The following is a 14783-nucleotide window of genomic DNA, read 5'->3' as shown; positions in this document are numbered from 1 at the left end:
TCGCTGGCAGACTGCCGACCATGACGTCACCGATCGCAGTGGGCACCCCGGCCCCGGACTTCAGCCTCAGGGACCAGAACGGCCAGGAGTTCTCGCTGGCCGAGTTCCGTGGCACCAAGAACGTCGTCCTGGTCTTCTACCCGTTCGCCTTCTCGGGCATCTGCACGGGCGAGCTCTGCGAGATCCGCGACGACCTCGGGGGGTTCGTCGGCGATGACGTGCAGGTGCTCGCGGCCTCGTGCGACCACATGTTCAGCCAGCGTGCGTGGGCCGACAAGGAGGGCTACTTCTTCCCCCTCCTGTCCGACTACTGGCCGCACGGAGCGGTCGCCCGGCAGTACGGCATCTTCAACGAGCAGGCCGGCGCCGCGCTGCGCGGCACCTTCCTCATCGACACCGAGGGCATCGTGCGGTGGAGCCTGGTCAACGAGATCGGTCAGGCCCGCGACTTCACCGGCTACCACGCCGCCCTGGCTGAGCTGCGCGGCTGACACCCGGCAACGACTGGACGCGGCGGACGCGGCGACCTGACAGAATGACGCCGCTGTCCGATCGTGGCGTGTCCCGCGACGTGACGACACGGGGCCTGTAGCTCAGTTGGTAGAGCGCCACGTTTACACCGTGGATGTCGTCGGTTCGAGCCCGGCCGGGCCCACATGCAGACCACCCTCGCCGAGGTCGTCCGGGTGCTCGACCACCTCTACCCACCGTCGACCGCCCAGTCCTGGGACCAGGTCGGGCTGGTGGCCGGTGACCTCAGCCAACCCGTCCGCCGGATCCACTTCGCGGTGGACCCGACGCTCGCGGTCGTCGAGGAGGCGCGAGCCCTCGGGGCCGACCTGGTGGTGACGCACCACCCGTTGCTGCTGCGCGGCATACACAGCGTGGCGACGACCGGCGCCAAGGGCGCCACGGTCACCGCGCTCGTGGTCAACGACCTCGCGCTCTACGTCGCGCACACGAACGCCGACGTCGCGCAGCCGGGCGTCAACGACGCGCTGGCGCAGGCCTGCGGCCTCACCGACGTCGAGCCCCTCGCCGTCGTCGAAGGACAGGCGCTGGGCCGGGTGGGCCGGCTGAACCCACCCGTCACGCTGGCCGAGTTCACCGCCTCGCTGTATGCCGCCCTGCCGCCCTCCCCGGGTGGGCTCCGGGTCGCCGGGCCACCCGACGCGCGGGTGGAACGCATCGCCGTGATGGGGGGCGCCGGCGACGACCTCTTCGACCACGTCCGGGCCAGTCGGGCCGATGTCTACGTCACGGCCGACCTGCGGCACCACCCCGTCCTCGAGGCGCGGGAGGAGGCCCGGGGCGGCCCGCCCTACATCGTCGATGCCGGCCACTGGGCGACCGAGTCGCTGTGGCTGGCCGGCGCCGCGGAGCGGGTGCGGGCGGCGATTGCGGCGACCGGCGACGGCACCTCTAAGGTGGAGACCCACATCTCAACACTGCGCACCGACCCGTGGGACTTCGTGGTCGGAGCCGAACCGCCCGCTGGCCCTGGAGGTACGTCCTGAAAGCCGACCCGTCCCGTCAGTGGCGACTGCTCGACCTGCAGGCGATAGACACCCGTCTCGACCAGATCGAGCACGCCCGCAAGAGCCTGCCCGAGCACGCCCGGCTGGCCGACCTCGAGACCAAGGCCGAGGGCCTCGACTCGCTGCTGGTGCGGGCCAGGACCGAGCTGGGCGACATCCAGCGCGAGGTCGCCAAGGCCGAGGGCGACGTGCAGCTGGTCCGCGACCGCGCGGCTCGCGACCAGGCCCGCCTCGACGCCGGCACCGGCTCCGCCAAGGACCTCCAGGCGATCCAGCACGAGCTCACCTCGCTGGTCCGGCGGCAGTCCGAGCTGGAGGACGTCGAGCTCGAGGTGATGGAGCGCGCCGAGGACGCGGAGTCGGCGGTCACGCAGCTGGACGCCGAGCGCGCGACGCTCACCGAGCAGCTGACCGCGGCCACCGAGGCCCGCGACGCCGCGCTCGCCGACCTCGAGGCCGAGGCCGTCAGGGTCGCCGCGCCGCGGGCGGACATCGTGGCCGGGGTCGGCGAGGACCTGGTCGCCCTCTACGAGAAGATCCGGGCGCAGAGCGGTGGCCTCGGTGCCGCCCCGCTGCGCCAGCGCCGGTGCGGTGGCTGCCAGCTCGAGCTCAACAACGTCGACATGAACCGCATCAAGGCGGCTCCTGCTGACGAGCTGCTCCGGTGCGAGGAGTGCCGCCGCATCCTCGTGCGCACCGCCGAGTCCGGCCTCTGACCCGTGCCGGCGAGTGGACGCACCCTCGTCGTCGAGGCTGACGGCGGCTCCCGCGGCAACCCCGGGGTCGCGGGCTACGGCGCACTGGTGCGCGACGGTGCCAGCGGCCGGGTGCTCTGGGAAGGCGCCGCCCCACTGGGCAAGGAGTCGAACAACGTCGCGGAGTACTCCGGGCTGATCGCCGGGCTCGGCGCGGTGCTGCGGATCGACGCGAGCGCCGACGTCGAGGTGCGGATGGACTCCAAGCTGGTCGTCGAGCAGATGGCGGGGCGCTGGAAGATCAAGCACCCCGACATGCGCCAGCTCGCGCTCGAGGCGCGCGACCTGGCCGCGCAGATCAGCGCCGCCGGCGGGTCGGTGTCGTTCACCTGGATCCCGCGGGAGCGCAACAAGGACGCCGACGCGTTGTCCAACGACGGCATGGACGGCCGGACCATCGACCGGATGCTCGTCGGTGGGGGCGCGGGCGAGGGCGAGGGCAGCTCGTCCGACGCCGCGACCGTGGCCGAGGTGGTCGACGAGGTCATCGACCCCGCGCCCAGCCCGGCCCCACCCGGCCCGGGGGAGGGCACGCCGACCCGCATCGTGCTGGTGCGCCACGGCGTCACCGACTTCACGGAAGCCTCGCGCCTCGACGGCCGGGGTGGCTCCGACCCCTCGCTCAACACCGCCGGGCAGGCGCAGGCCGCCGCCGCCGGTCGGGCCACCGCCCACCTGCTGGGTGGCTCCCCGGCCCGGGTGGTCACCTCGTCACTGGCCAGGGCCAGGGAGACCGGCGCGGCGGTCGCGGAGGCCATCGGCGTGACGCCGTCGGTCGACGCCGACTGGGACGAGCAGGACTTCGGCGACTGGGACGGCGCCAGCATCCCTGACCTGGTCCGCGACCAGGCCGAGGCGCTGACCGCGCTCCGGGTCGACGCGGCATACGCCCGTCCGGGTGGGGAGTCGCACGACCAGCTCGCCGCGCGGGTGGTGGCGGCCTTCGACCGCGTCGTCGCCGCGGGCGGCACCACCGTCGTCGTGTGCCACCGCAAGCCGATCATGTGCGTGCTCGCGCACGTGCTGGGCATCCCGCACGACAAGGTCTGGCGGCTCGCCGCAGCGCCCGGCTCGCTGACTGCGCTCGAGGTCTGGCCGGACGGCAACGTCTCGGTCGCCTTCACCAACCGGACCTGACAGCTTCCGCGCCCGGTGTGGACGTCGCGCGAAGACGTCCACGAGGTGGGCCCCTCGTCTCGCCATGTGGCGAGAGTTCTAGGCTGGCGGCATGAGCGCGGAGTCCATCGACGCTGACCCCACCCCCGCCGTCCCGAGCAGCTACGCCGGCGACGTCACCCCCGACGACGCGTATGCCGCCCTGGCGGCCGACGACGACGCGGTCCTCGTCGACGTGCGCACGACCGCCGAGTGGAGCTACGTCGGGCTGCCCGACCTGAGTGCCCTGGGCAAGCGCGTCGTCTGTGTCGAGTGGCAGCGCTACCCCGACGGGGCGGTCAACGGTGACTTCGTCGAGCAGCTCCAGGACGCCGGCCTGCCGGACGGTGCGCCGATCTACTTCATCTGCCGGTCCGGGGTGCGGTCGGTGGCCGCGGCCAAGGCGGCGACCCGGGCCGGGCTCGGCCCGTCCTACAACGTCCTCGAGGGCTTCGAGGGACCGCACGACGAGCAGCACCACCGGGCCGTCTCCGGGTGGAAGAACGCCGGACTGCCCTGGCGGCAGGGATGAGCGAGCTGACCCCGGAGACCGGGGCGGGCCAGGCGTTCCGCCCCGACACGGTGGCCGTGCGAGGCGGTCTGGCGCGCAGCAACTTCGACGAGACCGCCGAGGCGCTCTACCTGACGTCGGGCTTCGTCTACGAGAGCGCCGAGCAGGCCGAGGCGGCGTTCAAGGACGAGGTCGACCACTTCATCTACAGCCGCTACGGCAACCCGACGGTCACCATGTTCGAGGAGCGGCTGCGCCAGCTCGAGGGCGCCGAGGCCTGCTTCGCCACGGCCTCGGGGATGTCGGCGGTGTTCGTCGCGCTGGCCGCCCTGTTGGGCCAGGGCGACCGGGTCGTCTCGTCGCGCGGCCTGTTCGGCTCCTGCTTCGTCATCCTCGACGAGATCCTCCCGCGGTGGGGCGTCGAGACGGTGTTCGTCGACGGGCCCGACCTCGACCAGTGGCGCGAGGCGCTGTCGGTGCCGACCCAGGCGGTGTTCTTCGAGACGCCGAGCAACCCGATGCAGGAGCTCGTCGACATGCGCGCGGTGTCCGACCTCGCCCATGCGGCCGGCGCCCAGGTGGTCGTCGACAACGTCTTCGGCACGCCGGTCTTCTCCAAGCCGCTCGACCACGGCGCCGACATCGTCGTGTACTCCGCGACCAAGCACATCGACGGCCAGGGCCGCACGCTCGGTGGCGCGGTGCTCGGCACGTCGGAGTTCGTCAACGGTCCGGTCAAGAACCTCATGCGGCACACCGGACCGTCGATGTCGCCGTTCAACGCGTGGGTCCTGGTCAAGGGGCTCGAGACGCTGTCGCTGCGGGTCGAGAAGCAGGCCGCCAACGCGCTGGCCGTCGCGGAGGCGCTCGAGGCCCACCCCCGCGTGACGAAGGTGCTGTTCCCGTGGCTGCCATCGCACCCCCAGCACGACCTGGCCCGGCGCCAGATGCTCGGCGGGGGCACGGTGGTGACGTTCGAGATCGACGGCGGCAAGGACGAGGCGTTCGCGCTGATGAACGGGCTCCGGGTCGTCGACATCAGCAACAACCTCGGTGACGCCAAGTCGATGGTGACCCACCCGGCCACCACGACCCACCGACGGCTCACCCCCGAGGCGCGCGCCGCCGTCGGCATCACCGACGGCACGGTCCGGATCTCGGTCGGGCTCGAGGACCCCCTGGACGTGATCGAGGACCTCGTCCGCGGCCTCGGCTGACCGGCACCCGGCACCCGGCACCCCTAGGCTGCCCGCATGGCCACGACGCACCGGCTCAGCAGGATGACCGGTCGGAGCGAGGACGAGTCGCACCGCACCGCGACGCCGCTCGAGCTGTTCTTCGACCTCAGCTTCGTCCTCGCGTTCAGCGCTGCCTCCGCGCAGTTCTCCCACGCCGTCGCGGCCGGCCACCTCTCCAGCGGGCTGGTCGGCTTCGTCTTCAGCATGTTCGCGATCGTCTGGGCGTGGATCAACTTCACCTGGTTCGCCTCGGCCTACGACACCGACGACTGGCTGTTCCGCGTCACCACCATGGTCCAGATGGTCGGGGTGCTCGTCCTGGCCATCGGCATCCCTCCGCTGTTCGCCTCGCTCGAGCACGGGGAGCACCTCGACAACGGCCTGATGGTGGCCGGCTACGTGATCATGCGCCTCGCGATGGTCTTCCAGTGGCTGCGGGCCGCGAAGCAGGACCCGGCCCGGCGGTCGGCCTGCTTGGCCTACGCGAAGGCCATCGCCCTCGCCCAGGTCGGCTGGGTGGCCCTCATCGCCCTGCACACGACCCCGTGGCAGACCTTCGTCCTGATGCTCCCGCTCTACGTCGTGGAGCTCGGCGGGCCACTGTTCGCGGAGCGGCGTCGCGGCGGCACGCCGTGGCACGCGCACCACGTGGCCGAGCGGCACGGCCTGCTCGCCATCATCGCGCTCGGGGAGTGCCTCCTCGGCACCATCGCCGCGCTGTCGGTGCTGGTGGAGAAGCAGCACGGGCTCAGCGTCGACGTCGTCGTGCTCGGTCTGGCCGGCACCGGGCTGGCCTTCAGCATGTGGTGGCTGTACTTCACGCTGCCGTCCGCGGAGGTGCTGCACCGCAGGCGCCCGCTCGGCTTCCGCTGGGGCTACGGCCACATCGCCGTCTTCATGTCGATCGCCGCCACGGGCGCGGGCCTGCACGTCGCCGCCTACTACCTCGAGGGCGAGTCGGAGCTCGGCCCGGTCGGCGTGGTCCTGGCCACGGCCGGGCCGGTGGCGGTCTTCGGCCTGTGCCTCGCCGCCCTCTACGCCGTGCTCGTGGGGCTGGACCAGGCGGCCCTGCGCAACGGAGCCGCGGCCCTGGCGCTCCTCACGCTCGCCGTCGTCCTCGCCGCCGCCGGTGTCGGGGTGCCGTGGTGTCTGCTCGTCGTGATGCTCGCGCCGGTGCCGGCCATCGTCAGTGACGAGCGAGTCGTGGCCCGTCGTCGCGAGGAGGCCCTGGCCAGGCTGCTCGACGACTGAACCACCTGGGCCCGCCACCTGAGCGCTCCCGAGGGTGCCCAGGTTGCGGGGTCGGCGGATCCCCCAGTCAGGAGGTGACGACCAGGGCGCCGAGCGACAGGCCGCCCGCCACGACGCTGCACAGGAGCCCTTGCACGGCGAGCGAGCGCATCGAGATCTGGAGGCCCCGGGCCCGGCACCGCTGCGCCCACAGCAGCGTCGCCAGCGAGGCCCACGGTGTCACCAGCGGCGCGACGTTGACCCCGATGAGCAGCGCCATCAGGCGTTGCGGGGCGTCCGAGGTCACCGACTCGAGGGCGATGTAGGCGGGCAGGTTGTTCACGGCGTTCGCGGCCACCGCGCCCGCACCGGCCACCTGCGCCAGGTCTGCGGCCGACGTGCCTTCTCCGGCCAGCGCGGCGAGGGCGGGCTCGAGGCCGAGCTGGAGGGCAGCGTCGATCACGACGAAGAGGGCGGCCACCGCCAGCGCCATCTTCCATGGCACCTTCAGGTGCCGCACGAGGTCGCGGTCGCGCGACCACGCCGCGACGACCAGGACGATGGCGGCCACACCCGACACCCAGGCAGGCGGCAGACCCACCGCGAAGAGCGGACCGACGGCCACGCACACCGCCGCCGAGACCCGCAGCAGGACCTGGTCGTGCGGGTCGGGCGGGGCGTCCGGCAGGTAGCGACCCGTGAGCTCGCGCCGGTGCACGACGTAGAGGACCAGCACCGTCCCGACCACCGCGGCCACTGCCGGCAGGACGGCCAGTCGGATGTAGCCGGTATGCCCGACTCCCAAACGCTCGAAGTGATGCAGGGCAAGGAGATTGGTGAGGTTCGAGACTGGCAGCAACAGGCTGGCCGTGTTGGCGATCCACAAGGTCGTCAGGGCGAACGGCACGGGGGAGATCCCGAGCTGGGCGGCGATGGCCAGGCCGACCGGGGTGAGCAGGACTGCCGTCGTGTCGAGGCTGAGGACGACCGTGCACGCCACGGCGACGAGGACGAACAGCAGCCACAGCACGGGCGTGCGATGCCGCCCGGCCCGGGACGCCCAGTGGCCCGCGACGTCGAACACCCCTGCGGCGTCGGCGATCTCGGCCACCACCGTGATCGCCACGAAGAAGATGAGGACGGGGAGCACCCGCAGCAGGACGTCACCCAGCTCGGCGCCGTTCACCTGCGAGCTGCGGCGTCGAGGATCCAGGGTCGGCCGGCCTTGCCCGGCGGGGTGAGCTCGACGTCGAACGACTGCTCGAGCACCGTGGCCAGGTCGCGCACCCGCCTGACATCGCGTCCCACCTGGCACAGCTCGCGCGCGACCAGACCCCTGGTGTGCTTGGCCATGTGGGTGGCGCCCGGGACCCGGACCTGCACCCAGCGGTCGGCGAGGTCGCCCGTGGGCGTCCACGCCGCGGCATACGTGCTGGAGCGGCAGTCGACCACGACGCCACGGCCGGCGACCTCGGGGAGGACGGCGGTGAGCTCGGGCTTCCAGGCGCTGGCGAGCGGCCCCACGCCCGGGAGGTTCACGGCCATCGACAGGCGGTACGGGGCGATCGCGTCGGTGGGGCGGACGGCGCCGTAGAGGGCCGAGACGACGACGACCCACCGGTTGGCACGACGCTTCGCGGCGGGGTCGAGGTCGGCGTAGGCCAGCGCGTCGTACAGCACCCCTGAGTAGACACGGGACGCGGGCAGGGCCGGTGCGGTGTGGAGCACCAGGTTGCGGGCGATCTCGGCGGTGAGGTTGGCACTGACGCCCAGGGTGGCCGCTGCATCGGGGTGCGCACTGACCTTCGCGACTGCCTCGGCGACGGCCTGGCGGGTCGGCGCGAGCTCGGGGAAGGAGAGGTGCTCGTGGGCCACCGGCCGGCCGCGGGTCCGCCCGGTCTTCGACTCCGACGGCGGCAGCAGGATGAGCACACGGACAGCCTAGGACCAGCGGGGCGGCGGTCCGCCGACGGCTCCCGGCGCCGGGTGCTGGTTAGGTTGGGGTCATGCCCAAGCGCAGCATCCACGTCCAGGAACCCACGCGCGAGCAGACCGCCAAGCAGTCCGCTGCCCTGGTGGCGAGGTTCGACGCCATCCGGGCCGAGCTGAAGGTCCCCGAGGCCTTCCCGCCCGAGGTGGAGTCCGAGGCGAAGGCTGCCGCCGAGGCTCCCGACCTGCCCGAACGCGACGAGACCGCCCTGCCGTTCCTCACCATCGACCCCCCGGGGTCGATGGACCTCGACCAGGCGCTGCACATCGAGCGCGCCGGTGACGGCTACCGCGTCCGCTACGCCATCGCCGACGTGCCGGCCTACGTCCGGGCCGGGGGAGCCGTCGACGCCGAGACCCGGCGCCGCGGGCAGACCATCTACGCCCCCGACCAGCGCACACCGCTGCACCCACCGGTGCTGAGTGAGGACGCGGCCAGCCTTCTCGCCGGCCAGACCCGCCCGGCGTTCGTCTGGGACATGGCGCTCAAGGCCGATGGTGAGGGCACCGAGGTCGTGGTCTATCGGGCGATGGTGCGCAGCACCGACCGGCTGGACTACGAGGGAGTGCAGCAGGCCATCGACGACGGCTCGGCCGACGAGCGGCTCCTGCTGCTCAAGGAGGTCGGGCTCAAGCGGATCGAGTTCGAGCGCCGCCGGGGCGGGGCGAGCCTGCCGATGCCCGAGCAGGAGGTCAACGAGGACGACCACGGCCACTACCGGCTGTACTTCCGGCCGCCGCTGGAGGTCGAGGACTGGAACGCCCAGATCTCGCTGATGACCGGCATGGCGGCAGCCGAGATGATGCTGAAGGCCAAGGTCGGCATCCTGCGCACCATGCCAGCACCCGACCAGAACGCCGTCGGGCGGTTCCGCCACGCGAGCCGGGCGCTCGGCGTCGAGTGGCACAAGGGCACGCCCTACGGCGAGTTCCTGCGCACGCTCGACCGGACCAACGCCAAGCACCTCGCGCTCATCCACGAGGCGACGGCGCTCTTCCGCGGTGCCGGCTACACGCCGTTCGACGGGGAGCTCCCCGAGCAGGCCGAGCACGCCGCGGTGGCCGCTCCCTACGCCCACGTCACGGCACCCCTGCGCCGGCTCGTCGACCGGTTCGGGCTCGCGATCTGCGAGGCCCTCAGCTCCGGCGCCGAGGTGCCCGCGTGGGCTCGCGAGGCGCTGCCCTCGCTGCCCGAGGTGATGGCCGCGTCCGACAAGGTCGCCCACGGTGTTGAGCGCGCCTGCGCCGACGCCGTCGAGGCCGCGGCCCTCGAGGACCGGGTCGGCGAGGTGTTCGACGCGATGGTCGTGGACAAGCGCGAGAAGGGCGGGGCCGTCGTGCAGATCCAGGACCCGGCCGTGCTCGCCAACGCCGATGGGCAGAACGAGCTCGGCACCGCGGTGCAGGTCAGGCTCACCGAGGCCACCGTCGCGACCGGCACGGTCCGGTTCGAGATCGTCCACTAGCCCTCGACCCTCCCCGCCCTGTTGGGAGCGCTTCTTCCGAGCCTGTGCCGAGTCAACGGCCTGCCCGAGCCCACCCGTCAGGTGGTGCGCCGCGGACCCCGAGGACGGATCTACCTCGACGTCGCCTGGGAGGAGCACGGAGTGGTCGTCGAGATCGACGGCGCCCAGCACCGCCAGGGGCTCGCCGTCACGTCGGACAACCTCCGGCGCAACGCGTTGCAGCTCGGCGGCGCGATCGCGCTGACGATCGACCTGGTCGGCCTGCGGCTCGAGACCGCCGCGTTCCTGGGTCAGGTCAAGGACGCCCTCGCTGTCGCGTCCGGGGTCCGAGCGAGAACTTCCGGAGTTCCGGGCGTTTCGCTTCCAACAGGGCCGTCTCGGGGCGCAGGGCGGGGGTGAGGTATGCCGCGTGGCCGGCCACGCGGCATACCTGCCCTATCCTTGGCGACGGATGAGTCGGTCAGGCGGTCGCGTCGGTGAGCAATCACCGCCGAGGAACGTCCGGGCTCCGAAGGGCAAGGTGGTGGCTAACGGCCACCCGGGGTGACCCGCGGGACAGTGCCACAGAGAACAGACCGCCACGGTGGACCACCCGGCCTCGGCCGGGCCGGCACCGCGGTAAGGGTGAAACGGTGGTGTAAGAGACCACCAGCGGGCCAGGTGACTGGTCCGGCTAGGTAAACCCCACCTGGAGCAAGCTCAGACAGTGCACGTTCGAGGGCGGCCCGCCCGAGTGCACGGGTAGGGCGCTGGAGGCAGTCGGCAACGGCTGTCCTAGATGGATGACCGTCCCCCGCTGGTTGGTAACGACCAGCGGTGACAGAACCCGGCGTATCGACCGACTCATCCACCCACTGCGTGCTCGAGAGGCTTGTCAGCCTCTGACCTGCACGAATGTCGCGTGAGCGTTGGGGAGTCGCAGGGAACAATCGACCGCGATTCAGACGGACCCGCCACGGACCTGTGGCCCGCGGTCGTCGCTCGGACGGACCTGGGACGGACCAGCAAGGCACCGTCGCAAGCTGAGCCGTCGCACCTCGCGCCCCTCCTGCTCGACGACGGCGCCGATGCCCGCGTCCCAGAGCTATCACCCGTCCTCAGCGAGCCGGGCGCACCAGGTCTCGAGGGCGCCTTCGGACCCGTCCATGCGGAAGTCAAAGAGGGAGTAGCGCCACACGGGGTCAGAGTACGTGGGCTGAATCGGCCGCGTGGCATGTCCCGGTCTGAGAGGGTCAGGCATGAGACGACGTGACTTGTGAGCCCCGAAGCGCTCGGGCTACTGCTCGGCATCGCAGGTGGGGCCGTCACTTGGTACAGCTATCGAGCTATCGAGAGGCGCCGTGCCAGGCGCGAAGCAGGAAACCCTGCACCGCCGATCGGCGCCGACACGAGTCCCCGGGTCGATCCATCTGAGCGGCGTGCTCTGGCTGAGTACCTCGAGGCTCAGAAGGCACGCGAGAAGCGCCGGCCCTAGACAAGCTGGTTGAGGGCCTGGCTGGCTGCCGGCGCTGCCACCACCTGGGCGCGCCGAGGCAAGAGCCTCCGCTCGAGCAGGAACCAAGACGCGGTGCCTGCGAACATCGCGACGCCGACCGCGACGGGGAGGAAGATGCCGATCCCTTGGGCGTCGACGCCGAGGACGATGAGCAGCTGCTGGGTGGGCCACCCATACAGGTACGTGCCGTAGGAGATGTCGTTGGTGCGGAACTGCCGGACGGGTAGGAGCGCGCCGCCGGCGAGGATCGCGTAGGCCAGCGGTATGGCGGCCAGCGCGGGGTGCACCATCGCCATCGCAACGGCAAATGCCAGGGCGATCCGGGTGGTGCCGCGGGTTGGGCGGATGTGGTCGGCGCGGGTGGAGATGACCCAGCCGGCGGCGAAGAGGGCGACGAACCAACCGAGGCCGTGCTGGTTGTCGGTCGTGATGGCGGATGTCGTCGCGATGGCGTAGGTCGCCAGCGCGACCGTCGTCTGGTGTCGGCGGGCCGTAGCGAGAGTCAGCGTGCTTCCTGCGATGAGGTAGCAGAGGAGCTCGAACACGAGGGTCCACGCTGGGCCGTTCCACATGACGAGGCCGGCCGGGGCGCCCGCCGTTTCGTCGCCGATGGTCTGCTGGGTGATGAAGGTGCTGGCGTTGGTGACGACGTAGGTGAGGGCGGCACGCGGCAGGTAGGTGGCGCCGGTGAGGTGTGCGGCGATCGGTGAGGCGATGAGGGCGATGATGGCGCAGCAGGCCCAGAACGCGGGGTAGATGCGGCGTGCCCGGCGCAGGAGGAAGGTGCCGAGGTCGGTGTGGAGGCGGGCGCGGGGGATGAGGTATCCGGAGATGGTGAAGAAGCCGGCGACTGCCCACCCGCCCAGGGGGACGCCGGCGTAGATGGGCTCTGGGTGGCCGAGCAGGGAGAACGAGTGCGACACGATCACGAGGACAGCGAAGGGTGACGTGGGCCTCCCCACCGGACACGGCCACGACGGGCACCGACTCGGCTGCTGCTGCGGCGCGATTGGTCCACGTGTGGTGAGCAGGCGCACACCGTCCTGCACCATCACAGGGCGGTGTCCTTCAGGTCGGTGAAGTCCGTCGGTCGGGCCATGCAGAAGTTGAGGCGGGTGCGCGTGAAGCTGACGCCTCCGGCGCGTGCAGCCCCTCAACCAGCCTGAGCAGCAGGACGTCGCCGGGCAGCAGGTCACCGGCCGCACCCGTCTGGGGCACGCAGATCCCTCAGGGACGCTGCGCACCTACGGCCACCTTTGGCTCTCGGATCAAGCACGGATCGTGGGCGCGATCGAGTTCGCTCACGGACTAGAGACGGATCAGGGGAAGGAAATGCGCAGGTCAGGGGCTAGTTGTCGCTGGACCGGGCGTATCGACCGACTCATCCACCCAAGGCCATGGCTGTCCTGACGCCGAGCGAGCGTCCCGTGGTGACTCACGACCCGTTGAGGAATGTCAGAAGTCGACACCATGAACAGGGAGCTTGAGTGGTGCGATGCGGGTGCTGCGTTTCGCCGACTCCAGGAGAGCGGGGATGTCGCCGTTGAAGCGGTCGACGCCAAGGGCCATGGACACCAACATCATCTCCACCGACCGCAACGGCTGGGTCCACTTCAGCAGGACCCTGTCGGGGAGGCAATGGCGCATCGCCTCGATCTGCGAGAACGTCGCGCGGTCGCCGCGGAACGACCCACCTTGGACGAGCGACGGCCCCAGTCCGCCGACCAGAGCCGTGCACTCTGTCATCTGCTCCTTGGACGTGTCCGTGGTGTTGAGCATGACGCGAACCTTGCCGCCTGCAGGCGCGACAGCATCGACCACGGCTTCGACCTGCTCCTGGACCAGGTGCAGGCAGCCCTGGCGGTCGAGTCCGGGTGCCACGACCAAGGCCACCTCTGAGGCCCCCGCAGCCACGAGTTCAAGAGCTTCGGCAGCGAGGTCGGCGGGGTCCTGGAGCCTCGTGGTGTCATGGAAGCCCAGGGTCGTCACTGTCGCCGTGCTGCTGCCCAGCAGCCTCCGGGCGGCTATGGAGACGTGTTCGGGGCGGCACACCACTGCGGCAAGTCCGGCGTCTGCGGCGTAGTCGCATCCTCGCTGGAACCGCCCCCTGTCGACCTCGGGACCGAACAGGCGGTGTTCGAGAGCGCCGGCGACGGTCTCGCGGCTCACGACCTCGCGATCCAGGAGGACTCTTGCGCGCATCCACGGACTGTCCCGTGTGAGCACATGCCTCTGTTCTGCCATCGAACCCACCCCCTAGGCCGGCAGTCTGTCACCTTTCACCAGATTTGCCGCGAATGCTCGGATTCGTCGCGGGCCAAGCGCGACGTGACTGCGGCTTGCAGCCCGCCCCGACCCAGTACGGCGGGGGTGCAGTCACAATGTCGTGGAGACCGCCGGCATCGGCAGTTCGGACGGAGACCGGGTGCTGGCCGGGAGGTTTGTGCCTACGGTGAGGACATGCGAATCACCCACCTCGGACATGCCAGCCTGCTCGTCGAGGTCGCCGACACCCGCCTCCTGCTCGACCCCGGCGGCTGGTCGCCCGCGGCCCAGGAGGTGCGCAACCTCGACGCGGTGCTCGTGACCCACCAGCACCCCGACCACCTCGACCAGGACCGGCTTCCCGACCTGCTGAGGGCCAACCCCGGCGCGCAGGTCCTCACCGACCCCGACACCGCGACGATCCTGCGCGACAAGGGCATCGACGTGACGGCGTTCGCGGCGGGCGACACCACGACGATCGAGTCGGTGACGGTGCAGGGGGTGGGGGACCTGCACGCGCTCATCCACGAGGAGATCCCCAGGATCCACAACACGGGCATGCGGGTCAGCGCGGACGGCGAGCCCACCTTCTTCCACCCGGGTGACTCCCTCGATGCCGAGCCCGAGGGAGTCGACGTGCTGGCCTTCCCCCTCAACGCCCCGTGGGCGCGCAGCCGCGAGATGACCGCCTTCCTGCGACGCCTGGCGGCACCGCACGCGATCCCGGTGCACGACGGGCTGCTCAGCGCCGCCGGCCGCGCCCTCTACCTGGGCCAGGCGGCGAACCTCGGGTCGAAGGACACGCAGATCCACGACCTCGCCGGGGGAGCGCCGCAGGAGTTCGACGCCGGCTGACCGCGCAGTCCGGTGAGTGAGTCGAATTTGGTTCTTAGGATAGCCTCACCTACTCTCCTTCCGTGCCCAAGAACTCCAAGGCCCCCAAGGGAGCCAAGGTCGCCAAGGCGAAGAAGAAGTGCTGCAAGGACAAGCCGCGGTGCGCGTCGTGTCCGGTGGTGCTGATGCGCCTGGAGAAGATGGGCTACGCCGAGCGCGACGAGGACAAGCCGCGCCGCTACGTCGTGGAGCAGAACGTCCCGAAGAAGGCAATGCTCATCGCGCGACAGCGGTGACGGGTTAGCGT

At 71.1% G+C, this 14783-nt stretch carries 15 protein-coding genes, 1 tRNA gene and 1 other RNA gene; 13 read left to right on the top strand and 4 right to left on the bottom strand.

All coding sequences use genetic code 11. The features are described from left to right. Nucleotides 1-20 precede the first annotated feature (20 nt). The 8 genes from ASG91_RS14950 (at nt 21) to ASG91_RS14915 (ending at nt 6448) form a co-directional block, all read left to right on the top strand. On the top strand, nt 21-491 hold the full coding sequence (locus tag ASG91_RS14950) for a peroxiredoxin (protein ID WP_056923439.1): 471 nt from the start codon (nt 21-23) through the stop codon (nt 489-491). Between the two features lie 91 nt (nt 492-582). Next, nucleotides 583-655, top strand: a tRNA-Val gene (locus ASG91_RS14945). Nucleotide 656: 1 nt separating this feature from the next. Further along, entirely contained in the window at nt 657-1517 is an 861-nt protein-coding gene (locus tag ASG91_RS14940) for a Nif3-like dinuclear metal center hexameric protein (RefSeq protein WP_056923783.1), read from the top strand. Next, nucleotides 1514-2254: a zinc ribbon domain-containing protein gene (locus ASG91_RS14935; protein WP_056923782.1), complete on the top strand. Its 741-nt coding sequence runs from the start codon at nt 1514-1516 to the stop codon at nt 2252-2254. The genes ASG91_RS14940 and ASG91_RS14935 overlap by 4 nt, the downstream gene beginning before the upstream one ends. A gap of 3 nt (nt 2255-2257) precedes the next feature. Continuing rightward, nucleotides 2258-3430 carry a bifunctional RNase H/acid phosphatase gene (locus tag ASG91_RS14930; protein WP_056923438.1) on the top strand — a complete coding sequence of 391 codons (1173 nt, stop codon included), beginning with the start codon at nt 2258-2260 and terminating at the stop codon, nt 3428-3430. 91 nt (nt 3431-3521) lie between these two features. Continuing rightward, the gene (locus ASG91_RS14925) at nt 3522-3980 is read left to right on the top strand and encodes a rhodanese-like domain-containing protein (protein WP_056923437.1); all 459 of its coding nucleotides are present in this window, start codon (nt 3522-3524) and stop codon (nt 3978-3980) included. Further along, complete coding sequence (locus tag ASG91_RS14920) at nt 3977-5176, top strand: O-succinylhomoserine sulfhydrylase (protein ID WP_056923436.1); 1200 nt, start codon at nt 3977-3979, stop codon at nt 5174-5176. The genes ASG91_RS14925 and ASG91_RS14920 overlap by 4 nt, the downstream gene beginning before the upstream one ends. Before the next feature lie 36 nt (nt 5177-5212). Next, entirely contained in the window at nt 5213-6448 is a 1236-nt protein-coding gene (locus tag ASG91_RS14915) for a low temperature requirement protein A (protein WP_056923435.1), read from the top strand. Nucleotides 6449-6515: 67 nt separating this feature from the next. On the opposite strand, the gene ASG91_RS14910 is transcribed toward ASG91_RS14915, so the two are convergent. Together ASG91_RS14910 and ASG91_RS14905 are read right to left on the bottom strand one after the other, a co-directional pair. Then, a complete protein-coding gene (locus ASG91_RS14910; RefSeq protein ID WP_056923434.1) occupies nt 6516-7613 on the bottom strand; it encodes an SLC13 family permease in 1098 nt (365 codons plus the stop codon). Next, the gene (locus ASG91_RS14905; protein ID WP_056923433.1) at nt 7610-8359 is read right to left on the bottom strand and encodes a YaaA family protein; all 750 of its coding nucleotides are present in this window, start codon (nt 8357-8359) and stop codon (nt 7610-7612) included. The genes ASG91_RS14910 and ASG91_RS14905 overlap by 4 nt, the downstream gene beginning before the upstream one ends. 74 nt (nt 8360-8433) lie before the next feature. Between ASG91_RS14905 and ASG91_RS14900 the strand changes: the two genes are divergently transcribed. The 3 genes from ASG91_RS14900 (at nt 8434) to rnpB (ending at nt 10732) form a co-directional block, all read left to right on the top strand. Further along, the gene (locus ASG91_RS14900) at nt 8434-9882 is read left to right on the top strand and encodes an RNB domain-containing ribonuclease (protein WP_056923432.1); all 1449 of its coding nucleotides are present in this window, start codon (nt 8434-8436) and stop codon (nt 9880-9882) included. Between the two features lie 84 nt (nt 9883-9966). Then, nucleotides 9967-10281, top strand: a complete 315-nt coding sequence (locus tag ASG91_RS14895; RefSeq protein ID WP_157581856.1) for a hypothetical protein — start codon at nt 9967-9969, stop codon at nt 10279-10281. 53 nt (nt 10282-10334) lie between these two features. Beyond that, an RNA gene (gene rnpB, locus ASG91_RS16920) (RNase P RNA component class A) lies at nt 10335-10732 on the top strand. A gap of 620 nt (nt 10733-11352) precedes the next feature. Here rnpB and ASG91_RS14890 read toward each other — a convergent pair. Continuing rightward, entirely contained in the window at nt 11353-12306 is a 954-nt protein-coding gene (locus ASG91_RS14890) for an acyltransferase (protein ID WP_056923430.1), read from the bottom strand. Nucleotides 12307-12832: 526 nt separating this feature from the next. Beyond that, nucleotides 12833-13630 (bottom strand): hypothetical protein, encoded by a 798-nt coding sequence (locus tag ASG91_RS14885; protein ID WP_157606375.1) that lies wholly within the window; start codon nt 13628-13630, stop codon nt 12833-12835. 207 nt (nt 13631-13837) lie between these two features. On the opposite strand from ASG91_RS14885, the gene ASG91_RS14880 reads away from it, so the two are divergent. Further along, nucleotides 13838-14497 carry an MBL fold metallo-hydrolase gene (locus tag ASG91_RS14880; protein WP_056923428.1) on the top strand — a complete coding sequence of 220 codons (660 nt, stop codon included), beginning with the start codon at nt 13838-13840 and terminating at the stop codon, nt 14495-14497. Between the two features lie 62 nt (nt 14498-14559). After that, the gene (locus ASG91_RS14875; RefSeq protein ID WP_056923427.1) at nt 14560-14772 is read left to right on the top strand and encodes a hypothetical protein; all 213 of its coding nucleotides are present in this window, start codon (nt 14560-14562) and stop codon (nt 14770-14772) included. Nucleotides 14773-14783: the final 11 nt, after the last annotated feature.

This window comes from Phycicoccus sp. Soil802 (assembly GCF_001429605.1).
GTDB lineage: Bacteria > Actinomycetota > Actinomycetes > Actinomycetales > Dermatophilaceae > Pedococcus.
The sequence above is the reverse complement of the archived record's forward strand: the minus strand, read 5'-3'. Positions and strand labels throughout refer to the sequence as shown.